Source organism: Saccharibacillus sp. WB 17 (assembly GCF_008634075.2).
Classification (GTDB): domain Bacteria; phylum Bacillota; class Bacilli; order Paenibacillales; family Paenibacillaceae; genus Saccharibacillus; species Saccharibacillus brassicae.
In genome coordinates this window covers 1-21,584 of sequence record NZ_VPFK02000045.1, presented here as the reverse complement: position 1 = coordinate 21,584, position 21,584 = coordinate 1, and the positions used below count along the sequence as shown (strand labels likewise).

The 21,584-nt window shown below is 58.9% G+C and carries 20 protein-coding genes and 1 other RNA gene; 14 read left to right on the top strand and 7 right to left on the bottom strand.

Annotation, left to right across the window (positions count from 1 at the left end):
- The first annotated feature begins 263 nt into the window (after positions 1–263).
- From FTE24_RS20470 to FTE24_RS20460, 3 genes are all read left to right on the top strand, one after another.
- On the top strand, positions 264–1,061 hold the full coding sequence (locus tag FTE24_RS20470) for a YesL family protein (RefSeq protein ID WP_141449218.1): 798 nt from the start codon (positions 264–266) through the stop codon (positions 1,059–1,061).
- Between the two features lie 36 nt (positions 1,062–1,097).
- Positions 1,098–1,287, top strand: a non-coding RNA gene (gene ssrS / locus FTE24_RS20465) — 6S RNA.
- A 188-nt stretch (positions 1,288–1,475) separates the two neighbouring features.
- Positions 1,476–1,868, top strand: a complete 393-nt coding sequence (locus FTE24_RS20460) for a DUF1499 domain-containing protein (RefSeq protein ID WP_141450537.1) — start codon at positions 1,476–1,478, stop codon at positions 1,866–1,868.
- An 88-nt stretch (positions 1,869–1,956) separates the two neighbouring features.
- Here FTE24_RS20460 and tpx read toward each other — a convergent pair whose 3' ends face one another.
- The gene (tpx, locus tag FTE24_RS20455; RefSeq protein ID WP_141449219.1) at positions 1,957–2,475 is read right to left on the bottom strand and encodes a thiol peroxidase; all 519 of its coding nucleotides are present in this window, start codon (positions 2,473–2,475) and stop codon (positions 1,957–1,959) included.
- Positions 2,476–2,597: 122 nt separating this feature from the next.
- Here tpx and FTE24_RS20450 point away from each other — a divergent pair, with 122 nt between their 5' ends.
- Complete coding sequence (locus FTE24_RS20450; RefSeq protein WP_150231164.1) at positions 2,598–3,248, top strand: rhomboid family intramembrane serine protease; 651 nt, start codon at positions 2,598–2,600, stop codon at positions 3,246–3,248.
- 167 nt (positions 3,249–3,415) lie between these two features.
- On the opposite strand, the gene FTE24_RS20445 is transcribed toward FTE24_RS20450, so the two are convergent.
- The 4 genes from FTE24_RS20445 to FTE24_RS20430 form a co-directional block, all read right to left on the bottom strand.
- On the bottom strand, positions 3,416–5,359 hold the full coding sequence (locus FTE24_RS20445) for a serine hydrolase domain-containing protein (RefSeq protein ID WP_150231162.1): 1,944 nt from the start codon (positions 5,357–5,359) through the stop codon (positions 3,416–3,418).
- A 198-nt stretch (positions 5,360–5,557) separates the two neighbouring features.
- The gene (locus FTE24_RS20440) at positions 5,558–7,243 is read right to left on the bottom strand and encodes a histidine kinase N-terminal 7TM domain-containing diguanylate cyclase (protein WP_337190073.1); all 1,686 of its coding nucleotides are present in this window, start codon (positions 7,241–7,243) and stop codon (positions 5,558–5,560) included.
- A gap of 263 nt (positions 7,244–7,506) precedes the next feature.
- On the bottom strand, positions 7,507–8,187 hold the full coding sequence (locus FTE24_RS20435) for a zinc metallopeptidase (protein WP_150231161.1): 681 nt from the start codon (positions 8,185–8,187) through the stop codon (positions 7,507–7,509).
- 30 nt (positions 8,188–8,217) lie between these two features.
- Positions 8,218–8,649 carry a MerR family transcriptional regulator gene (locus FTE24_RS20430; protein WP_141449223.1) on the bottom strand — a complete coding sequence of 144 codons (432 nt, stop codon included), beginning with the start codon at positions 8,647–8,649 and terminating at the stop codon, positions 8,218–8,220.
- A gap of 296 nt (positions 8,650–8,945) precedes the next feature.
- Between FTE24_RS20430 and FTE24_RS20425 the strand changes: the two genes are divergently transcribed.
- The 3 genes from FTE24_RS20425 to FTE24_RS20415 are packed head-to-tail and all read left to right on the top strand — an operon-like array spanning position 8,946 to position 12,233.
- Positions 8,946–10,373 (top strand): ammonium transporter, encoded by a 1,428-nt coding sequence (locus FTE24_RS20425; protein WP_150231160.1) that lies wholly within the window; start codon positions 8,946–8,948, stop codon positions 10,371–10,373.
- Positions 10,374–10,404: 31 nt separating this feature from the next.
- Positions 10,405–11,499: a DUF294 nucleotidyltransferase-like domain-containing protein gene (locus tag FTE24_RS20420; protein ID WP_415663153.1), complete on the top strand. Its 1,095-nt coding sequence runs from the start codon at positions 10,405–10,407 to the stop codon at positions 11,497–11,499.
- On the top strand, positions 11,496–12,233 hold the full coding sequence (locus FTE24_RS20415; RefSeq protein ID WP_150231158.1) for an exonuclease domain-containing protein: 738 nt from the start codon (positions 11,496–11,498) through the stop codon (positions 12,231–12,233). The genes FTE24_RS20420 and FTE24_RS20415 overlap by 4 nt, the downstream gene beginning before the upstream one ends.
- A 327-nt stretch (positions 12,234–12,560) precedes the next feature.
- On the opposite strand, the gene cimA is transcribed toward FTE24_RS20415, so the two are convergent.
- A complete protein-coding gene (gene cimA, locus FTE24_RS20410; protein WP_150231156.1) occupies positions 12,561–14,177 on the bottom strand; it encodes a citramalate synthase in 1,617 nt (538 codons plus the stop codon).
- A gap of 202 nt (positions 14,178–14,379) precedes the next feature.
- On the opposite strand from cimA, the gene FTE24_RS20405 reads away from it, so the two are divergent.
- The 3 genes from FTE24_RS20405 (at position 14,380) to FTE24_RS20395 (ending at position 17,486) form a co-directional block, all read left to right on the top strand.
- Complete coding sequence (locus FTE24_RS20405; RefSeq protein WP_237401876.1) at positions 14,380–15,621, top strand: DNA polymerase IV; 1,242 nt, start codon at positions 14,380–14,382, stop codon at positions 15,619–15,621.
- 143 nt (positions 15,622–15,764) lie between these two features.
- Positions 15,765–16,007 carry a ferredoxin gene (locus FTE24_RS20400; protein ID WP_150231153.1) on the top strand — a complete coding sequence of 81 codons (243 nt, stop codon included), beginning with the start codon at positions 15,765–15,767 and terminating at the stop codon, positions 16,005–16,007.
- A 132-nt stretch (positions 16,008–16,139) separates the two neighbouring features.
- Complete coding sequence (locus tag FTE24_RS20395; protein ID WP_150231151.1) at positions 16,140–17,486, top strand: L,D-transpeptidase; 1,347 nt, start codon at positions 16,140–16,142, stop codon at positions 17,484–17,486.
- Positions 17,487–17,581: 95 nt separating this feature from the next.
- Here FTE24_RS20395 and FTE24_RS23090 read toward each other — a convergent pair whose 3' ends face one another.
- Positions 17,582–17,719, bottom strand: a complete 138-nt coding sequence (locus FTE24_RS23090; protein WP_202111943.1) for a hypothetical protein — start codon at positions 17,717–17,719, stop codon at positions 17,582–17,584.
- Between the two features lie 154 nt (positions 17,720–17,873).
- On the opposite strand from FTE24_RS23090, the gene FTE24_RS20390 reads away from it, so the two are divergent.
- From FTE24_RS20390 to FTE24_RS20375, 4 genes are all read left to right on the top strand, one after another.
- Positions 17,874–18,965 (top strand): quinone-dependent dihydroorotate dehydrogenase, encoded by a 1,092-nt coding sequence (locus tag FTE24_RS20390; protein ID WP_202111942.1) that lies wholly within the window; start codon positions 17,874–17,876, stop codon positions 18,963–18,965.
- A 30-nt stretch (positions 18,966–18,995) separates the two neighbouring features.
- On the top strand, positions 18,996–19,811 hold the full coding sequence (locus FTE24_RS20385) for a GTP pyrophosphokinase (protein ID WP_141449231.1): 816 nt from the start codon (positions 18,996–18,998) through the stop codon (positions 19,809–19,811).
- Positions 19,798–20,292, top strand: coding sequence for a DUF309 domain-containing protein (locus tag FTE24_RS20380; RefSeq protein ID WP_150231146.1), 495 nt, complete (start codon positions 19,798–19,800; stop codon positions 20,290–20,292). The genes FTE24_RS20385 and FTE24_RS20380 overlap by 14 nt, the downstream gene beginning before the upstream one ends.
- 176 nt (positions 20,293–20,468) lie before the next feature.
- A partial coding sequence (locus FTE24_RS20375) for an RsmB/NOP family class I SAM-dependent RNA methyltransferase (RefSeq protein WP_160441847.1) occupies positions 20,469–21,584 on the top strand: 1,116 nt, incomplete at its 3' end.

The window sequence follows — 21,584 nt, the reverse complement described above, 5'->3', positions numbered from 1 at the left end:
GAATGATTCGATCGCAATCGGCCCGGTATCCGGGTCGGCCAGCGGATCGGCTTTACTCTCGTTCGTCAGGGAACGGCGCATCCATGCGCCGTTCTTTTTTTTGCGCGCGGAAGGGGAGAAGGCAGGCAAACGTTTCGATCGCGTTTTTGTAAAGGGTGGTTTTTGCGGAAGGGAATCGGTATAATTGAACTTATCAATCGACATGAGGAATGCTTCCTTGCATTCAATGGACGATGACGCGATTTTTCGAGGAGGAATACCTGTTGGAATTTAGGGGGCTTACCGGGGGGATCTACCGCCTGACCGAGTGGATTATGCGCATCTCGGGAACGAATCTGCTTTGGGTGCTGTGTTCGGCGCCGTTCTTGTTTATTTTGTATATGCGTCTTGCGATCGATCCGCAGTTCGTCAACGAAGCGTTGACGCTCAACTGGGTGCTCGGGATTCTGGCACCGGTTACATTTTTCCCGGCGACGGCGGCCATGTTCACGGTGGCGCGCAAATGGGTCATGGGCGAGCCGGACGTCAAGATCATTCGCACTTTTTTCCGGGGATACAAAGAGAATTATAAGCAGAGTCTGGTAGGCGGCATTTTCTACACGATCCTGTTCGTCGTCATGTACGTGGACATTACCGTCTACATGGTCCAGTTCCGCAACATGCAGCTGTTCGGCATTTTGATGCTGATCCTGATGATTCTGCTGTTCGTCTCGCTGTTCAACTTCTTCTCGATGGTGACCCACTACCATATGAAGATCGGCGGCATTCTCAAGAACGCGATTCTGCTGACGCTGCTGCGTCCGTTCCGCGTCTTCTCCACATTGATCGGCGCGATCGCGATCATCTACATCTGCTGGCAGATGCCGGTGCTGTACGTCATTGCGGCGGGAAGCGTGCTGTCGTGGTTCGCTTTCTTCAACTTCTACGCCACGTTTATCAAAATGCAGGAGCAGGCCAAGAAGCGCGAAGAAGCGCAAAACGCCGACGGGGAAACGGAACTGATCGAGCTCGGCAAAGAGAAAAAAGAAAAGGGATCTTTTCTGAACAAAAAGAACCGGTAGAGTTTACAAGATCGGCCGCAAGCGCTATAATAACTCTACATCCTGCGATGCCCGTTTCGGTTTTTCGTTGTTTTGAACCAATGAATAAGTCTCGGGAGACCTATATTGAACGCCGCGATGAAACGCCCTGTCTATATGACATGGGGACTTCAAAGCCCGTTTTGCGGTCACCCACCTGCGATAGCAGGTTCGAGGCAATGTGATCGGACGGCAGAGCGGGATCCCTTTATGTCCATGAACGGCGTCGGTCGCTTGCAGCGGCTGACAGGCCCGTATGCCCGAGAGGGATATAACGTCCTTGCACCGGAAGTTTTCCGGAAGCAGGGACGTTTTTGCCTTGTTTTTCTTTTGTTCTGAATCGAACAATGCTACACTAGGAGTAGAAAGATGGGCAACGTTAAAGGAGGAAAGATCTTGTCGTTCAAACGTACATTGGTCGGCATCATTCGCAGTCAGGAAGGTACGAGCGACCGCGCGACCGACCCTAATATGAAAACGAGATATTACAGCCTTTCCAGAGATAAAGCGTGGGAAGAAGTCAGTTCGACGCTGAAAAAGATTCCTGGCTATAAGGTGCTGCACGAAGTGGCCGGCGTAGGCGAGATTACGTTGGAGAAACGCACGAAGTTCGGACGCACGATGGACATTACCGTTTCGGTGCTGGCTGTCAGTCCCGTGAAGAGCGCCGTCGATATTTATTCGGCATCGCGCGGATCTTTCGGCGACCTGGGCGCCAATTACCGCAACATCTTGAGCCTGTTCGCCATTCTCGACAAAAAACTGGCCGCTTACAAAACGACGAGCTGAAGCGGTTTTCGGCTTTATGTAAGCGCACCCGCTGCGCGGATCTCCGCGAGCGGGTGCGTTTTTTTATGTTCCGTGCTCCAAAGAGGGCTTAGCGCAGCGCTTTGACAGCGGCGATCGCCTGCTCGTAGTTCGGATGTTCGCTCATTTCGCCGAGGTATTCGACGTAAGCGATCCGGTCGTTTTCGTCGAGGACGAAAATGGCGCGCATGTCGAGCTGCAGCTCGTCGATCAGGACGCCGTACGCTTCGCCGAACGAACGCGCTTTGTAGTCGGACAGCGTGACGACCTGATCGACGCCGGCCGCGCCGCACCAGCGGGCTTGGGCGAACGGCAGGTCGACGCTGACCGTCAAGATGACGACGTGTTCGCCGAGGTCGGCCGCTTCCGTGTTAAAACGCCGCGTCTGCGCGTCGCACGTGCCCGTATCGAGCGAAGGGACGACGCTGATCAGTTTCACTTTGCCGGCAAAATCCTGCAGCGTCGCTTCTTCCAGCAGGTTGCGGTTCAGCTTGAAGTCCGGAGCGGCGTCGCCGACTTTGAGTTCGGGGCCGATCAGCGTAATCGGGTTTCCTTTGAACGTGGCTACGCCGGTTCTTTGTTGGGTCATCATCGTAGTACCTCCTCGTATTCTCGTACAGCAGCGGGAATTTGGATTTTCCCGTCCCGTTTCATTATAATATTCGGTAGAGATTGTTTGCAAAAAAGAGAATAGCGGAAAAGGGGAAAATCATGATTTTTGTACGGTACGAAAAATGGAACCAGTATCTGAAATTTTATCCGATCACGGCGCTTCTCGTGTTGGTCAACGTCGTGATGTTTATCGTTCTTGCGGTGAACGGGGCTTACAGCCGGGACGCTTCCGGCGTCGTGCTGCTCCAATACGGCGCTTTGTCGAACGTGGTGGGCGTGCCCGGAGTGGCGGACGTCGACTCGCCGTGGCGTTATCTGTCTTCGGTGTTCCTGCACGGCGGATTCGAACATTTGCTGTTCAACTGTTTTGCGATTCTCGTCTTCCTGCCGCCGCTTGAGCGCCTGCTCGGCCATGTCCGTTACGCGTTGCTGTATCTCGCCAGCGGCATCATCGCCAACCTGATCAGCATGGGCGCGTACAACCGGGCCGGCGAATATTTCATCTCCGTCGGCGCGTCCGGCGCGATCTACGGCGGATACGGAGCGTTTCTGTACATGGCACTGTTCCAGCGTCAGAAGATGGACAAAGCGTCGCGCCAGACCGTGTACATCCTGCTCGTCATGGGCCTGCTGCTCAGCTTCGCCACGCCAAACGTCAACATATGGGCGCATTTCGGCGGCGCGATCGCCGGGTTCTTCCTGTACGGGCTGCTGATGCGGCTTCCATTCGGGAAAAAAATCGGCGAGTAAGGGTGTGAGTGCGGAGGCGGGGGCGGGTTCGGGGAGGCGCTCCGCTGCTGCGACGCACGCGCGCAGGAGTGGGGAGTAAGAGATTCAAGAGACAGGATATATGAAGGTTGATGGAATAGATCAAAAGCCGCTTTCCCTTGGGGAAGCGGCTTTTTGCGTAAACGAGCTTAATAGTAGAACTGCCACACGGTCAGCAGCGCGATCAGGATCAGCCAGAGTACGGCGGAGACGATCAGGAAGATACGCTCGGTCCGGGTCAGGTGCGGACGACGGCGCAGCGAGAACAAGGTGAGGAGCAGCGCGATCAGGCCGATAGCGGCGAAGATCGGGTTCAGGATCAGCTGCGGAAGCACGTCGCGGTAAGGACGTTCGTTCTCGCTCAGCATGCGCAAAGCGAGCAGCACGTTGTTGGCTGCGAGCAGCGTGCCGCTGAATGAGAAGGCGAGCATCGACCTGCGCAGCATCGGAGGCAGATGGTGCAAGCGGCGCTTGCGGCCGAACGTAGCCAAGGCGAACCTAAGCGGCGGGACGATCAGAAAGAACAGCAGGGCGATAACGGCAGCGGCCGCTTGGGCGATCAGCAGCGGCATCGAGCGGCCCGCAGGCAGCGGCAGGTAATCGGTCGTATAGAGCGAAATCCGCTGCACCTTGCCCTGCTCTGTCTTAAACTGCAGCAGCGGCCACGCTCCGAGCGCGGCATCGCCGCTTACGCGTTGATACAGATCCGGGCGGATCTGCCGATATTCGCTCTCGAAGCCGACCAGCTTCACGGTCAGCGTATTCGGAGCTGATGAAGAGACGCGCATCAGCGACAAATACGGATAGACGCCCATAAATCCTTTTTCGGCGCGGCGTGCCGCGACGAAACTGCCGGTGAGCCGGGAAGAATCAGGCAGTACCTCGCTTGACGGCGGGATCGCCGGGTCGCCGAGCAGCGCCTGCGTCAGCCCGTGCACCAGATGGGCTTCGCTTGCCTGATTCGTCAGGACGATCACCGCGAAGCGTTTTTCCGGCACGATCTGCAGGCTGCTGGAGAATGCGATTGTATTGCCGCCGTGTCCGAGCGTGCGGTAAGCGCCGGGATATTCCCAGAAGCCGTGAGCGATACCGGGCATATACGGATCTTCGCCGTGCGAGCGGCTCAGCATGTCCGGCAGCGTCGAAGACTGGCGGAACAGGGGCGACGGCCGGCCCGATTCCGGCATGAACGCCATGGCGAAGCGCGCGAGGTCTTCGGCCGTGCCGTTGGCGCCTCCGTTCGGATACATGGACATGTAATTCCAGGCGCCTCGGACGACGTTCCCATTCTCCGCGCTCAGGTAACCCGACGCTTTGCGCTGCAGCAGATCCGGGCGATTTTGCAAAACGGAAGAGATCGCGGTCTGCTTCATGTCCAGCGGCGCCAAAATATGTTCGTCGACATATTGGTCGTAAGGCTCGCCGGCGGTCCGTTCCACGATATACGCGGCCAACGAGTTGCCGTAATTCGAATAGGCGACATGTTCGCCGGGCCGGTAGATCTGCGCCGGTTCGGCCAGCCGCAGACCCTCTTCAAGCGTGCGTACCGGCTCTGGCGAATCGTAGGCCATATCGAACATATACTGCTCGAAGCCGGCCGTATGGTTCATAAGATGCAGCAGCGTAATCGGTTGTTCGTACGCCAGTCTTTTCAAAAATCCCGGCGGCAGATATGTACGGATATCCGTCTGCAAATCGAGTCGGCCCGCTTCGACCAGCTGCATGACCGACGTCCAGACGAACAGCTTGCTGATCGAGCCGAGTTCGAACACCGTTTGCGGATCGGCGGCGGTCCGATGTTCGACATCGGCGTACCCGTAAGCTTTGGACAGGACGATCTGTCCGTCCTGCACGACGGCGATCGAAGCGGCAGCCGTCGATTGGCCGATATAAGGTTCGACGAAACGGTCGACGTAGGCTTCAAGTTCCGAGAGAGCGATGCCCGAAGGCGTCGTGGCGCCGCCGGTGTTGGCCTGCGCCTGCGCCGCGGATGAGGAAGGCGCGAATACCGCCAGCAGCAGGCACAAGATCAGGACGATTGACGTGCTGCGCAGGACGGGAACAGAAAGCCTGGATAAGGGAAAAGCGAACATGGATAATCTCCTTTGGGTCCGAACCGCCGGCGGCCGGAACGGGATAGGTTAATTACTTATGTAACAAACCATATAACCCAGAGACGAGACTGTCAAGCCCGATGTTGAACAGGAGCACGGCAAAAAGCGGCAGCCAGGGTCGAAAGTGTCGACCCCGGCTGCCGCGTCTGGGTGCTCGGACAGAGCGTGAATATGGAGTTATCCGGGAATTCGGCGCGTGTCGGACAGCTCGATCCGGTTGCGGCCGTTTTTTTTCGCCTGATATAATGGTTTGTCGACTTCCGCGAACAAATGCGTCAAATATTCTTCGAGATTGTCCGGCACGTGTTCGTGTTCGAAGTCTTCGATCGACAATACGCCCAGACTGACCGTGACGCTGACCCGCTCTTGGGTCGGCTCCAGGGTCACCTCGTTTTTCTCCACGGCGTCCCGTACCTGTTCGGCGATTTTGTGCGCCATTTTGCGGTCCGTGCACGGCAGGTACAGAATGAATTCTTCGCCGCCGTAGCGGGCCAGCACGTCGGTGCTGCGAATAGACTGCTGCACGATGCGGGCGGTCCGGTACAGCACTTCGTCGCCGGCGACGTGGCCGTACCGGTCGTTGATCGTTTTGAAAAAGTCGATATCGAACAGGATGAACGAGAACGGAATACGCTGCTCCACGTTGGCCGTCATCTCCCGGGTCAGGCGCTGCGTCAGGTAATGCCGGTTGTAGCAGCGGGTGAGACTGTCGGTGAGCGCCATTTCCTCAAGCCGGAGATTCGCTTTGGACAGCTCCTGGCGTGTGCGGTCAAGCGACAGGTTGCGTTCGTGCAGCACATCGTTTTTGCGATTCAACTCCTGCACGAGCTGGCGTTCCTTGGACACGTCCTGAAACGTCAGAATATGGCCGATCGGCAGCTGGGCGGCGTCGAAGATCGGGGAAGCTTGAAGCACGAAGCGCAGTCCGCTGCCGGAAGACAATTCGATCTGGAACAAATCCCGCTCTTTGCGCTTGTACGGTTCGAGAAAATGGCGTCTGTCTCCCACGACATGGACGGAAGACAAGAAGACGTCGATATCGAACCGTTCGCCGACCCCGATACCGAGAAACAGGCTCAGCGCCCGATTGGCTTCGACGACTTCTTCCTGATCGTCCAATACGAGAATGCCGTGCGGAATCGTGTTGAGAATATCCTCGTGCGCGATCGTGACCAGGTCGAACACTTTGTACCGGGTGATGACGAAGACAAAAAATAAGTCCGCGATGAAAATGCCGAGCGAAGTAAGGCCCGGAATGATCGGCAGAAAAGATCGCAATCCCACGTTGAGCAAAATGTCGAGCGCCGCAAAAGAGGCCAGAACGAACCCTCCCCACAGCACGATGCGGATCTGTTTTTTGAGGCTGGCGGAAGAGGAGGGCGATCGCAGGGAACGCAGCAGAACGAACAGGGAGGTTAACAAATAGCCAATGATAACAACCATGACGAGCCAGAACAGCGGCCCGTAGGAGCGATCCACGTAATTGTCGGTCTTCGGGCTGGTAAACAGATGCAGCGGATTGAAGATCGCGAGCAGGGCGGAGAAGACCGCGGGTACGAACATGGAGACGACGGATTTGGAACTCAGCCGCTTTTCGCTGCCGGTCAGGAAAAGGGTGAACAACAGCCAGCCGCTTGCCAGCAGCGAACAGGCGGCGAAGGACAGTGTCACGTACAGCAGTTGGACCCGGGGTTCCTGCACGATATGGGTAGCGAATTGACAGAGCGGCCACAGCATCATGAAGAAGTGGAACACGAAATAGACTTTGTGCAGGTTCGTGATCCGAACCGCAAAAAAGATGTAGACGAGCAAGGCGGACAACAAGGCGAACAGGAAGAGATCAGACCACACTGATAGGCTCACAAAGCTTCTCCTTTTGTATGCGAAAGCTGCGATTTTCTGCAATATCAAAGTAGGTGTATAGTACCATAAAAACAAGATAATTAGCCAGCCATTCTCTTCCACCGGCGGCGAATACCGGTCTTTTGGACATGGGGCTTGAGGCCGCTGTGGCGAATCCGATTTCGGTATACGGTCAAAAAAACGTAAAAAAACCAGCGCGGTGTATGCACCGGCGCCGGTTTTCGGTCAGGAATCGATAAAACGGGACTGCTGCGATCGATGAATCAGTTGCGGTTGTTGAAAATGCCGACGAGACGGATCAGTTCAAGCAGCGAGATCAGAGCGGCGGCCACGTAAGTCAGCGCGGCGGCGTTCAATACTTTGCCGACTCCGCGTTCTTCCTCGTTCGTGATATAGCCTTCCGATACCATTACTTCGCGTGCCCGGTTGCTGGCGTTGAATTCGACCGGCAGCGTGATCAGCTGGAACACGACCGTAACGGCGAAGAACAAAATGCCGAATCCGATCAGGTTCGTGTAATCGAACAGGAAGCCGCCCAGAATAAGGAAAGGCGCGACGCCCGACGCGAAGTTGACGACCGGGAAGATCCGGTGGCGCAGCGACAGCATCGGATACGACTCCTTGTGCTGGATAGCGTGGCCGATCTCGTGGCAGGCGACCGATACGGACGAGATGCTGTTGCCGTAGTAGACGTCTTCGGACAGCGCGACCGTCCGGTTGACCGGATTGTAATGGTCGGACAGCATGCCCGGCACAGGCACGATCTGCACTTCCTGCAGGCCGTTCGTATCGAGCATGTGGCGAGCGGCTTCGTAACCGGTCATGCCGCTGTGTACCGGAACCTCGCGCCATTTTTTGTACGTGCTCTTGACCCGGAACTGGGCCCAGATCGTCAAAATGAACGCGGGAATGATCAACATGTACATAAAACCGTTAAAACCCATAAGCGTTTCCCTCCATTTGTAGTGAAAACCTTACATCATTGGATTTTGTCCGAGGAGAAGCTTGATGGCTTCCATACAAGCGATGCCCTGGGGAACAAGTTGAGAAAACGTTTTGCGGGCTTGAGCCGGATCGAGATCCTGCAGCATCGGCTGCAGTTCTTTCAATTCTTTCTCGACTTGCGCCAGGTGGCTTTCGAGCAGGGTCAACTTTTCGGATACCCGATCGTCCTCGGTCGCTTGGCTCCATTTATCGAGCTTCTCCCGAATTTCTTCTAATGTAAACTTTTCGTTCTTCAACTCATGAATACGCGTCAGCCGAAGCAAAGTTTCAGGTCCGTACAATCGGTAATTGGTCATCGACCGGTCCTGGGGACAGATCAAGCCCAATTTGGTGTAATAGTCGATGGTACGCTCGCTGGTGCCCGCGGCTTTGGCCAGTTCGCCGATCCGGAATAACTTCATATCCCCATCGCTGACTCACCCTTTCCTAAACCGTAATAAAGTAAGCAGATATAAAAAGAAAGTCTTGACAAATTCAATTATATCCAATCCAAAGCGTACAGTCAAACGTTATGGTTTGCATGAAAACGCCTACTTTGCCGCGTTAACGCAGGTAGATCTTTTACGTTGAAAAAAAGCTGAAATAAATCCGTTTTTTTTCTAAAAATACACTTGTCAGCTTTCTTGCCGCGGTTTATAATGACAACAAGAGTTTCACATAATGTTAGATAAAATTACATGAAGAGGGTGTGGGGAATTTGAAAAAGAAGTGGTGGTTGGCTCTTGGAGCCCTGGCGGCAGTGTCGGCTTTTCCGGTAAGCGCGTCTGCGGCGGAAGCGGTAGACGGCGAAGCGTTGACGAACGGCGTGAACATGGTATTCGTGTTTATCGCGGCGGTGCTCGTCATCTTCATGCAGGCAGGATTCGCGCTGCTTGAAGCCGGTTCGGTCCGCATGAAGAACGCCGGCCACGTGGCGGGCAAGACTATCCTGTCCTTCGGCGTCGCAAGCGTGGCGTTCTGGGCATTCGGATTCGCTTTCGGCTTCGGTAACGGCAACGGATTCTTCGGCTTCGAAGGCTTCTTCTTCGGAGGCGACGAACAATCGGCATCCTTCAACTCGGTCAACGGCTTCGGTCTTCCGGTGTCGCTGATGTTCCTGTTCCACCTCGCTTTTGCGGGCGTCTCGCTTGCGATCGCCGGCGGCGGTCTGGCGGAACGCGCCAAGCTGAGCGTCTACATCGTATTCGGCGCACTCTTCACGATTATTATCTATCCGGTTATCGCGCACTGGGTATGGGGCGGCGGCTGGCTCGGTTCGATGGGCATGCAGGATTTCGCCGGCTCGACGGTCGTCCATCTGACAGGCGCTACGGCGGCACTGGTCGCGACGATCATGCTCAAGCCGCGTCTGGGCAAATACGGCAAAGACGGCAAACCGAACAGCATTCTCGGACATAACCAGGTTCTGTCGGTACTCGGCGTCATCATCTTGTGGGTCGGCTGGTTCGGCTTCAACCCGGGCAGCGCCCTGTCGGTCATGGACGGATTCTTCGCTTACGTCGCCCTGACGACGAATATCGCGGCGGCGGCAGGCGGCGTAGCGGCTCTGCTGATCTCGTGGGTCGTCTTCGGCAAAGCGGACATTCCGAGCATGATCAACGGCGTACTGGCCGCACTCGTGGCCATCACCGGTTCCTGTGCGTTTGTCGCTCCATGGGCGGCGGTCGTTATCGGTCTGGTCGCAGGCGTACTGACGTTCTTCACGGCGCAGTGGTTTGAAAAAGCGGGCGTCGACGATCCCGTCTTCGCTTTCTCGGTACACGGCGTAGCCGGTATCTGGGGCGCGCTCTGCACAGGATTCTTCGCTATGCCTTCCCTGTCCACCGACAAAGGTCTGGGACAAGCGGGTCTGTTCTACGGCGGCGGCCTGCATCAGCTGGGCGTTCAGGCGCTGGGCGTTGTCGGTACGCTGGCCTTCGTGGCAGGCGTTACGTTCATCATCTTCTACATCATGAAAGTGACAATGGGCATCCGCGTGACGGAAGAAGAAGAAATGATGGGTCTGGACATTAGCGAACACGGCAACTACGGATATCCGGAACAGATGAAAATGGCGGGCGACACGACTTTCAACGGTCCGACCAATCCGGAATCGGGCGTCAAGCGCAATCCGGCCAAAGCCTGATCGGCATGCAAGCGCAGAAAGGGGGGATCCGGTGAAACGTACCGATTCGTACACGGAATACGCACAACGGGCAGTCGAAGATTTATCGCAGATCGGTTCCCCCGAAGCGCTTCGTGCAGCCCGGATCGCCATGCAGCGCAGCTTGATGCAGGCACGGGAAGAGATCGGCGGGGATATCCTCGCCTGGAACGAGGCGATCAACGAGATGCACGACCGGCTGATGCGGCATGCGGTCGAATTATGCGAGCGGGAGATGGGGGAGGCGGGCTTCGGTCCGCCTCCCGTCTCTTATTCGTTCGTCGTTTTCGGCAGCGCGGGCAGGCGGGAACAGACGCTGTGGAGCGACCAGGACAACGGCTTGATTTTGTCGGACACCGAACATGCAGGCAAAGAAACGTATTTCGAGGAGTTCGGCCGCCGCCTCACCGATATTCTGGAGACGGCCGGATACGAGAAATGCGAAGGCAAAGTGATGTGTTCGGAGCGCAGGTGGCGCCGCACGTCGTCCGAATGGTCGGCCCAACTGCACGCCTGGCGCAGCGACCTGAGCTGGGAACCGGTGCGGTATTTGATCATCGCGTCCGATTTTCGGCTGATCGCGGGCGACGCGGCGCTGGCCGAACATTGGCTGCGAAGCTTCCATGACGGGCTGCGCGGCAATACGGAACTGCATGCCGCCATTTTACGCAACACGGTGCGGCACAAAAAGACGCTCAATGTGCTCGGTCAGGTCATGACCGAACGCTTCGGCGACCACGCCGGCGATTTCGACGTCAAATACGGCATGTATATTCCGCTCGTCAACGCCGCACGCTTCCTCGCTATCCAGCACGACGTCGAAGAATCGTCGACGCTGCGCAGGCTGCAGCGGCTGATCCAGTTCGAAGCGGCTTCGCTGCCGCTGCTCGAACCGGCCTACGAAGCGTTCCTGACGGCGCTGCGCCTGCGCAGCCTGACAGACGCGTCGGACGACGGAGGGCTGCTGCACAGCAGCGGGTACCTGTCGAACGAAGAATTGAAGAAAAAGGAACGGTTCTACGAACTGCGGGACGGGCTGATCTTGGTACGCAAGCTGCACCGCGTGCTTCAGCGTCAGCTCAGATTCGCGGAAAGGAGACGCGCATGAAGGAACCGGCTGGGTCGAGAAGCGGATTCTGGAACATGCTGCGCAGCGGAGGGGTTCCTTCCGCGGTAGCCTCGGTATTCGGGGGACAAAGCGCCCATCAGATGGCCTTTATCCGTTCGCTCAGCCGGGAACAGCGCAGACCCGAAGCGTTGATTACCCCGCTGGCGGAACTTGAGACCGTCGTGTTCGATCTGGAGACGACGGGCTTCAACTGCCAGAAGGGCGACGAGATTTTGTCTTTCGGAGCGGTCAAGATGAAAGGCGACCGGGTGCTGGAGAACGAGACGTTCTACACGCTCGTCAATCCGAGGATGGACATTCCTCCCCATATTACCGATTTGACGGGCATTACGGGCGAGATGGTGGAAGAAGCTCCTTCGCTGATCGAAGCGCTGCACGATTTTATGACGTTTATCGGGCATTCCGTGCTCGTGGCCCATGCCAGCGCGCACGACAAAGCGTTTCTTAATACGGCGCTGTGGAAAACGTCGAAAGCGCATCTGAACCATCGCGTCATCGATACGATGATGATCGCGAGGCTGTTGAATCCGTCCCGCCCCGGGTACGGACTCGACGAGCTGCTGGAAGAAGAAGGCATCGAGATCAAGGAACGCCATCATGCGCTGGGCGATTCGCTGATGACGGCGAGATTATGGGGCGGTTATATGAACCGGGTGCGGGACAATCAAATCTCGACGCTCGGCGACCTCTATGCGCGTCTCAGCCATACATGATTCCGGGCACGAAAAAGCGCGCCGCATCCGTCAAAGGAGGCAGCGCGCTTGCGTATCGGGCAGGGCTGTAAAGGTTCGCTTGGGCCGGCGGCGCGATGATCGAATCTTGAACGCGGCCGCCGGCGCGGTGCGGCGGGCCTGGCGCTACGATGGATACCGGAGTCCCATGCCGGCTTCCATGCCGCCCGCCGCGCTTTACCCCGCAGACTTTGCACCGGGAGCGGATACCCGCTCCCCTCGAAGACTGCTACCCATGTTTACCCCTCTCATACTGGGCTTTCCGCTGCGGCGGGAAGTCATTTTTTTTGTTTACGGGTCGTTTACCGGTTAATGATTGAGCAGGCCCGGACGCGGTTCGGCAGCTGCCGCCGCTGCGGCCGGTTCCTGGCCGAGCAGCGCATACCGCATACTGTCGACGAGCGCTTCCCAGCTCGCTTCGATCACGTTGCCGGAGACGCCGACCGTGCTCCAGGCGTTGGCGGCGTCGCGCGATTCGATCAGCACGCGGACTTTGGAAGCGGTCGCTTCTTGGTCGTCGAGCACGCGGACTTTGTAATCGCTCAGATGCATGTCCGTCAGCTGCGGATAATACTGCAGCAGCGCCTTGCGCAGCGCGTTGTCGAGCGCGTTGACCGGGCCGTTGCCTTCGCCTGCCGTATAGAGACTTTCGCCGCCAACGCGCAGTTTGACGAACGCTTCGGAGACGACCGGTTTGCCCGCGGATTTTTCGACGAGCATTTTGAACGATTCGAACACGAACAGTTCCCGCACTTCGCCGCCCGCTTCGCGCAGCAGCAGTTCGAGCGAAGCGTCGGCGCCTTCGAATTGGTAGCCGCGGTGTTCGAGGTCTTTGATGCGGCCGATCGTGTCCGCGGCCTGCGGACTTTTGGGATCGAGTTCGATGCCGAGTTCCTGCGCTTTGGACACCAGATTGCTCTGTCCGGCAAGTTCGGAGACGAGCACCCGCTGTTTGTTGCCGACAAGTTCCGGCGCGATATGCTCGTACGTACGCGAATCGCGCAGAATCGCCGAGACGTGGATGCCGCCTTTGTGCGCGAAAGCGGCGCTGCCGACGTAGGGCTGGCCGGCCGGCATATGCACGTTGGCGATCTCGCTGACATAACGGGCGGTCGAAGAGAGCTGAGCCAGCTTGTCGCCTGGCAGGCAGCTCAGCCCGAACTTGAGCTGCAGGTTCGGAATGACCGAACACAGATTGGCGTTGCCGCAGCGTTCGCCGTAGCCGTTGATCGTGCCCTGCACCTGAAGCGCGCCCGCGGCGACAGCGCTGAGCGAATTGGCTACGGCCAGCTCGCAGTCGTTATGCGTATGGATACCGAACCTAGCCTGCGGCATCTCGGCCACGAGGTCGGCGACGAGGCTGCCGATCTCCTGCGGCAGCGTACCGCCGTTCGTATCGCACAGCACGAGCCAGTCCGCGCCCGCTTCATCAGCGGTCTTCAGCACGGAACGGGCGTAATCGGGATTGTGCTTGCAGCCGTCGAAGAAATGTTCCGCGTCGAAAATAACTTCGAGTCCCCGGCGCTTCAAATAGCGGATCGAATCGTCGATCATCGCCAGATTTTCTTCGAGCGTCGTCTGCAGCGCGGTATGCACGTGGAAGTCCCACGACTTGCCGACCAGCGTCGCCGCCTGGGCGCCGGATTCCGCGATCCGCTGCAGGTTCTCGTCCGTATCGGCGGACCCGCCTTTGCGCCGGGTGCTGCCGAACGCGGTAATCTTCGCTGTGAGGCCGAGTTCGCGGACGCGGCGGAAAAATTCGATATCTTTGCCGTTGCTTCCGGGATTGCCTCCCTCGATATAATGTACGCCGAGCTCGTCCAGCTTGACGGCGATCTTCAACTTGTCGTCCGCCGACAGACTGATGCCTTCCCCCTGCGTGCCGTCTCTGAGCGTCGTATCGAAAATGGTGATGGACCGTGTCATGGAACTGCTCCCTTCCGTCCGTATTAATTGTCGATTATAGCATGAACGCGTTAAACCGGTATAGTGGGCAGGTTAACAATTTTGCGTTAAAATAAGGAAACAAACGTTTGCCTGCGAGTCGACACGGAGAGGAGGAACGAAAGTGAACGAAGACGTCGAGCGGTATTACCCGGCCAAAGGGCGGGTCATTTTGCATGTGGACATGAATGCCTTCTACTGTTCGGTGCACGAAGCGGAACATCCCGAGCTGTACGGCGGCAAAATGACGGCGGTCGCCGGAGACAGCGAGAAGCGGCGCGGCATCGTCGTCACGAGTTCCTATCCCGCCCGCCGCCGCGGCGTGCGCACCGGCATGACAGTGCACCAGGCGCTCAAGCTGTGCCCGTCGCTCATTCTGATCAAGCCGGATTTCAGGTTGTACCGCGCCTACTCCCGGGCTTTTCGCGAAATTCTGTACAGCTATACGCCCCTGATCGAAGCGACTTCCATCGACGAATGTTATATGGACATTACCGGCTCGAAGCAGTTCGGCACGCCGCTGGAGATCGCGGAGCAGATCATGGAGCGCATCGGGCGGGAGCTGTCGCTGCCGTGTTCGATCGGGGTAGCGCCCAACAAGCTGCTGGCGAAGATGGCTTCGGACATGAAAAAGCCGAACGGCATCTCCGTGCTGCGTATCCGCGACCTCGCCCATACGCTGTGGGGCCGGCCGTGCGGCGAACTGTTCGGCGTCGGCGCCAAAACGGCGGAGAAGCTGAACCGGCTCGGCATCCGCACGATCGGGGAGCTGGCCGCCACGGACGAGAAACGGCTGCAGGCTTCGTTCGGCGTATTCGGCATCTGGATGAAGCGCGCGGCGAACGGCCAGGATTACGCCGAGGTCCAGTCCGTGCCCGAGCCGAGCAAGTCGGTAGGGCATACGACCACGCTGCCCTGCGACGTGACCGAAGCGCCCGAAGCGCTGCGGGTCATTCTCAATCTGAGCGATCAGGTGGCGCGGCGCATGCGCAAGCAGCATCTGCTGGCGAGCACGGTGCAGATCACCATCCGCACGCCCGAGATGAAGACGATCACCCGCTCGCGCACGCTCGCGACGCCGACGGAAGCGGCGGACGACATTTACCGCGAAGCCAAAGCGCTGTACCTCAAGCATTGGAGCGACGGCCGGCCGGTCCGCCTGCTCGGGGTAGCCGCACAGGGGCTGACCGACAAAAGCGAAGCCGCGATCCAGCTCGATCTGTTCGATTACGAACGGCAGCCGAAGCGGGAGAAGCTGACGGAAATCATGGACAAAATGCGCGACAAATTCGGCGAGGATGCGCTGATGATCGCCGGCATGCTGGAAGAAGACGGCACGAAGCGGATGAAAGCGGGACGGACGCCGGGCATTTCTTTTCACGGGGAACGGGGTTCGAATTCGGAAAACGGTCGCGAAAAGGATTGAAAATGAAGCGTAAGGATCATTGAAATCAAAAAAAGTTTATATTATAGTTAGAGGGATGAAGACTCTTACGAGAATGTGCTTCTTGACAAGAGAATCGGCCCAGCCGATAGAAAGTATAAAAAGACAATCAGGAGGGAATACCGATGAGCAAGTACACCTGGGTTGACAAAGATACCTGCATCGCCTGCGGCGCGTGCGGCGCGACCGCTCCGGATATTTACGATTACGACGACGAAGGCCTGGCGGAAGTCATCTTCGACGGCGACGCCAACCACGGGATCAAAGCGATTCCGGAAGACATGCACGAAGACATGATCGATGCATGCGACGGCTGCCCGACCGATTCCATCATCATCGCGGACGAACCGTTTAACAAGGAAGGCTGATTCGACTCGCAAGTGCCGAATACAGGACGGATCCGGGAAAAAGCGTCTCTCTCCTGAACAACCAGGCGGGAGGCGCTTTTTTTACGAAAACGTTCTGTACGGCGCATTTTTTCAGCAAAGGAGCGAAGAGTCATGAAGCGCTTTCCCCATCTGAAAAGTTATGTGCGCGAGCATCCCGACAACAAGATGGCCTGGTATTTGCTGGGCAAGGAATATGAAGCCGACGGGCAGCCGGGCAAAGCGAACTACTGCTTTAACCGGGCGCAGGAAGTGTACGAAGCGTACGAGCACGCCCATGTGCCCGAAGACATTTTGGCCGAATACGAACAGAAATTGCACGAAGCCGCGCAGCGCCGCGAGAAAAGCCGTTCCAAACGCCGTGCTTGGCTGCTGGCTGCTGCCCTGCTGCTGCTGATCGGCTTCCGCTATGCGGAGGCGCCGGGCATCAGCGCGCCGCGCCTCTCCGCCGAGATCGACGTAGCGTCCGAGCCGCCGACCGAAGTGTTCACGGCCGCGGAAGCGGACGAACCATCTTCGATTGCCGCAGCGGCGGCCGGTTACCTGCAGGATGGCCGCGACGTCAAAGCTTCCGTGCTCGGCATGGAGCGGCAGGGCAAATGGCTCATGTGGCGGGAAGGCCTGCCGATCGCGGCGGAAGTCGAACCCGGCGAAGCGGCGGGCGAGAGCGTGCTGCGCAGCTACGATCCGAAGACGTGCGACTGCGAAGCGAAGCCGACCGGCAAGCAGCGCAAAGCGGCCCGGGCGTGGATGCGCGAACAGGAAAGCCTCGCGGCGCTTGCCAGCGCGATCGGCAGTTACCGGGCCGGCGGCGAAAGCATTCCGAAGCAGATGGCCGAGCTGAACCGGCCGTTTCCGGACAATGTATTGTCCGGCTCCACGCCGGTCATGCGCCGCTCGTTCCCGGCGCTCGCTTCCGCGCTGAAGCGCAAAGCTTACGGACAGGCGGCGAAGCCGATCGCTTCGGGTTCGGGACGTCCCGTCTCGCCCACGACGCTCGGCGGCGCGCCGTATTTGAACGAGCCGCTCGAGATCGTCGTCGACCGGAGCCGGCACCGCCTGGCCGTCGTCAGCGGCAGCGTGCTGCTGCGCAGCTACGAAGTGGGCCTGGGCGGCGCCAAGACGCCGACGGGGACGTTCGTCGTCAGCGACAAGGTCGTCAATCCGAACGGCAGGTCCGACGGCGAGTTCGGCAGCCGGGGCATGCAGCTGTCGGATACGGACTATGCCATTCACGGCACGAACGAGCCGGGCAGTATCGGCGGAGACGAATCGCACGGATGCGTGCGCATGAACAAAGCGGACATCGAAGAGCTGTTCGACCTGGTGCCGGCCGGCACGCGCGTGACGCTGGCCGACGACGTGCTGCCGGAAGAGATTGTCGTGCCGAAGCAGCGGTTCAAGTCGGAGCAGCGCCAGGATCAGACGAACGACCGGAAAGTGTATAAATGGTTGAACTAAAAGCCCGGCTCCGGCGGCAAGCCGAAGCCGGGCTTTGCCCGGAAGCGGGGGTCCAGGCGTGCCTGAACCCCTTGTAGAAACGCCCGGAATCGGGCTCAGCTCTGCGACAAGGCGATCAGCACGCTGACCACGATCACGAACAGCGCCAGGCTGCCGCCGATCCAGAGCGCGGCCTTGCGGTTGATCTCTTCCTTTTTCTGCTGAAGGGCGGGAGGCTTGCGTTTGGCGGTCATAATCGTCGGCTCCTTTCGGGGAGGGGGATACTTTGTATTGTAAATCTCTTTGCGCCGGATTGGAAAAGGTTTTTACAGGCCGGGAATGCTTTCCTTTTAACCGGCTTCCGGGTAAAATTAATAACGTTAGCTGAGAAGAATGGGAGTGAACCGCTTGCTGTATGAACGATTTGCCAAACCGCTGTTTTTCCGGATGGACCCCGAAAAAGCCCACCATCTCGTGATCGACGGTATCGGTTACGCGGCCGGAACGCCCGGCGGCCTGACGCTGCTGCGAAAAATGTACGGCGTGCGGCGCGACGAAGCCCTCGTATCGGAAGTGGCGGGCCTGACTTTCCCGTCGCCGGTCGGACTTGCCGCGGGGCTGGACAAAAACGCCGAGGCGGTTCCCGGATTTTCTTCGATCGGTTTCGGCTTCGTCGAGGTCGGCACGGTAACGCCGCTTGGCCAACCGGGCAACGAACAGCCGAGGCTGTTCCGCCTTCCGCCGGACCAGGCTCTCGTCAACCGGATGGGCTTCAACAACAAAGGTGCGGAAGAAATGGCGGCCCGCCTCGCCGCGCTCCAGAATCGTCCGGTGCCGATCGGCGTCAATATCGGCAAAAACAAGCTGACCCCCAACGAAGAAGCCCCGCTCGATTACGAGCGCTGCATCCGGATCCTGTATCCGCACGCGGACTTCTTCATCGTAAATATCAGTTCGCCGAATACGCCGGATTTGCGCGATCTCCAGCATGGCGACGAGCTGCGCAAGCTGCTGTCCGCCGTCACGGCGGAACTTGAACGCCAAGCCGGCGGCGCGGCTCCCAAGCCGGTCTTCGTCAAGATCGCGCCCGACCTGAGCGACGCCCAACTGGACGAGACGGTGGACGTCATCTCGCGCAGCGGCGTGTCCGGCGTCATCGCGACCAACACGACGCTGTCGCGCGAAGGGCTCGAACACGGTCATCGCAGCGAAGCCGGCGGACTGAGCGGACGCCCGCTGACCGGCCGTTCGACCGAGATCGTCCGGCGCGTCTACGCGCGCACGGAAGGACGCCTGCCGATTATCGGCAGCGGCGGCATCTTCACGGCCGAAGACGCCTATGCCAAGATTCGCGCGGGGGCCAGCCTGGTCGAGATCTACACCGCTTTGATCTACAAAGGACCGGAAGTCAACCGCCAGCTGCATGCGGGCCTCAAGCGCCTGATGCGCACGGACGGGTTTACCCATATCTCCCAAGCGGTCGGTGCCGACCACCGCTGAAGGGTGCACGAATACGAGGAGGCACATAGCATGGACGGTAGAAACTGGGAAACTTTTTTGCTTCCGTACGAACAGACGGTCGAAGAGTTGAAAGTCAAGTTCAAAACGATGCGCTCCGAACTGAAAAAGCGTGAAGAATACGCGCCGATCGAGTTCGTTACCGGGCGGGTCAAACGGATCACGAGCATTTTGGAAAAAGCCGAACGGCTGGACGTCTCGATGGACAACCTGGAAGAAGGCATCGAGGACATCGCCGGCATCCGCATCATGTGCCAGTTCGTCGAAGACATCCGCCGGGTCGCCGAATATATCCGCGCGCGCAAAGATCTCACCGTCTTGTACGAGAAAGACTACATTACGAATTACAAGGAAAGCGGCTATCGCAGCTTCCACATGATTATCCGTTATCCCGTGCAGACGGCGCTGGAACAAAAAATCGTGTTGGCCGAGATTCAGATTCGGACGCTCGCCATGAATTTCTGGGCGACGATCGAGCACTCGCTCAACTACAAATACCGCGGCGGGCTGCCGGGCGATATGCGTCTGCGCCTGCAAAAGTCCGCCCAGGCCGCGTCCGTGCTCGACAGCGAAATGTCCAGCATCCGCGAAGAGATTCTGGACGCGCAGAAGCTGTTCGAAGACGACGCGAATATCGTCTCGACGCTGCTCAAGATGATTCACCGGCTGTATTCCTATCATCTGGTCGGGGAAGCGATCGCGTACCAGGCCGCGTTCGGGGAACTGTTCGCCGAGCGCAATTACGAAGGCATGAAAGCGATGCTGGAAGAGATCAAAGCGATCATCGCTTCCAAGCACGAGGAAGATCTGGAAGATGACTTTTTATGAGCCGAAGTACGTCGCGTTCCTGATCTATTTCAACCGGGACCGCGATTACTTCGAATGCCACGAGGTGCTCGAAGAGCTGTGGCTGGAGCGGGGTCGCGACCCGCTGTACTCCGGGCTGCTTCAGGTCGCCGTGGCGCTGTACCATTTCCGCAACGGAAGCGTGACGCCGGGTTACGACAAGGTTGAAGGGGCGCGCAAGATGATGCGCAGCGCTCTGGCCAAGCTGTCCGGCTATCCGGGCGATACGCTCGGCATCCGGCTGGATCGGCTGATCGACGACGCGCGCCTGTATCTGGAACGTCTGGAGCGGCATGAACAAGAGCCGTTCGCGTTTCAGCCGATCGAGATCGAAATCTTCGATCCGTCGCTGCGCGAACAGGTGCGCCTTGCAGCCGAGCGGATTCCGCCGAACGTGCCGCAGCGTACCGGATACGCGCGCGGCCCCAAAGCGAAGCCGGAGCACGGCGGAGACGCCGGATAGGACGGCGTCCCGGGCGTCAACGAACTCGCCCCCGGACTTTCCGCCGCAAGAGTGCCGAAGCGTTTTCCTTCCATTCAGACAGCAGGCCCGCTCCGCCGGGCCGCGGCGAACAAGCCGCGCGGCGGGGCGGGCCGTTTTGCGCCCGTACGCGGGCAGACCCAGACAGGAGGTATCCCATGAGCATACAGCTTCCGCCGCTGTTCGAGTCGCGCATGCAGCGCTGGCTCGGCAGCGAATACGAATCTTTTATCGCCAGCTACGACCGGCCGCGCTATGCGGGCATCCGCGTCAACACGCTCAAAATCGACGCCGACGAGTTTCTGGCGGCCAGCCCGTTCGGGCTCAAGCCGATTCCGTGGTGCGACACCGGGTATTATATTGACGAAAATGAGCGGCCCGGCAAGCATCCGTATTATCACGCCGGCTTGTATTACATTCAGGAGCCGAGCGCGATGGAGCCGGCCGAAGCGCTGCGGCCCGAGCCGGGCGACCGGGTGCTCGACCTGTGCGCCGCTCCGGGCGGCAAATCGACGCAGATTGCCGCGAAGCTGCGCGGCGAAGGCGTGCTCGTGACGAACGATATCAGCGCCGAGCGGACCAAAGCGTTAGCCAAAAACATCGAAATGAGCGGCGTGCGCAACGCCGTCGTCCTGAACGAGACGCCGGAGCGGATCGCGGAGAAGTTCCCCGCTTATTTCGACAAGATTCTGATCGACGCGCCGTGCTCGGGCGAAGGCATGTTCCGCAAAGACCCGGACGCGGTCCGGCAGTGGGAGAAGCATTCGGTCGAAGTGTGCACGGTCATGCAGCGCGACATTCTGGACACGGTAGCTTCGATGCTCGCTTCGGGCGGGCGGATCGTCTATTCGACGTGCACGTTCTCGCCGGAAGAGAACGAAGCGATGATCGCGCTGTTCCTCGCGCGCCATCCCGACTTCGTCGTCGGCGAGCTGCCGCATTCGCCGCTGTTCGCGCCGGGCCGGCCGGAATGGGCGGCCGGGCTGGTCGAGAGCGGCGGCGGGCTGTCGCCGCTGCTGCATGAAGCGGCTCCAGGCGGAGAGCCGCTGCTCTCGCGGCCGGGAGCGCTCGCGCCGACGGCGCGGGCGGCGCGCATCTGGCCGCATCTCGCCGAAGGCGAAGGGCATTTCGTGTGCGTGCTGGAGCACACGGGAGAGAAGGCGGCGCGGCCTTGCGCCGCCGGCAGTGCCGGCCCGCTCGTCGGGGCCGGCGAAGAACGGCCCGCCGAGGCCCCGGCCGGCGGGCGCAAAGACCGCGGCCCCAAAGCGGCGGGC

Excerpts from the sequence above, each read along its gene's own strand:
- tpx (WP_141449219.1), bottom strand. The coding sequence starts at position 2,475 with ATGACCCAACAAAGAACCGGCGTAGCCACGTTCAAAGGAAACCCGATT.
- FTE24_RS20450 (WP_150231164.1), top strand. The coding sequence starts at position 2,598 with ATGATTTTTGTACGGTACGAAAAATGGAACCAGTATCTGAAATTTTAT.
- FTE24_RS20445 (WP_150231162.1), bottom strand. The coding sequence starts at position 5,359 with ATGTTCGCTTTTCCCTTATCCAGGCTTTCTGTTCCCGTCCTGCGCAGC.
- FTE24_RS20435 (WP_150231161.1), bottom strand. The coding sequence starts at position 8,187 with ATGGGTTTTAACGGTTTTATGTACATGTTGATCATTCCCGCGTTCATT.
- FTE24_RS20430 (WP_141449223.1), bottom strand. The coding sequence starts at position 8,649 with ATGAAGTTATTCCGGATCGGCGAACTGGCCAAAGCCGCGGGCACCAGC.
- FTE24_RS20415 (WP_150231158.1), top strand. The coding sequence starts at position 11,496 with ATGAAGGAACCGGCTGGGTCGAGAAGCGGATTCTGGAACATGCTGCGC.
- cimA (WP_150231156.1), bottom strand. The coding sequence starts at position 14,177 with ATGACACGGTCCATCACCATTTTCGATACGACGCTCAGAGACGGCACG.
- FTE24_RS20405 (WP_237401876.1), top strand. The coding sequence starts at position 14,380 with ATGAATGCCTTCTACTGTTCGGTGCACGAAGCGGAACATCCCGAGCTG.
- FTE24_RS20400 (WP_150231153.1), top strand. The coding sequence starts at position 15,765 with ATGAGCAAGTACACCTGGGTTGACAAAGATACCTGCATCGCCTGCGGC.
- FTE24_RS20395 (WP_150231151.1), top strand. The coding sequence starts at position 16,140 with ATGAAGCGCTTTCCCCATCTGAAAAGTTATGTGCGCGAGCATCCCGAC.
- FTE24_RS23090 (WP_202111943.1), bottom strand. The coding sequence starts at position 17,719 with ATGACCGCCAAACGCAAGCCTCCCGCCCTTCAGCAGAAAAAGGAAGAG.
- FTE24_RS20385 (WP_141449231.1), top strand. The coding sequence starts at position 18,996 with ATGGACGGTAGAAACTGGGAAACTTTTTTGCTTCCGTACGAACAGACG.
- FTE24_RS20380 (WP_150231146.1), top strand. The coding sequence starts at position 19,798 with ATGACTTTTTATGAGCCGAAGTACGTCGCGTTCCTGATCTATTTCAAC.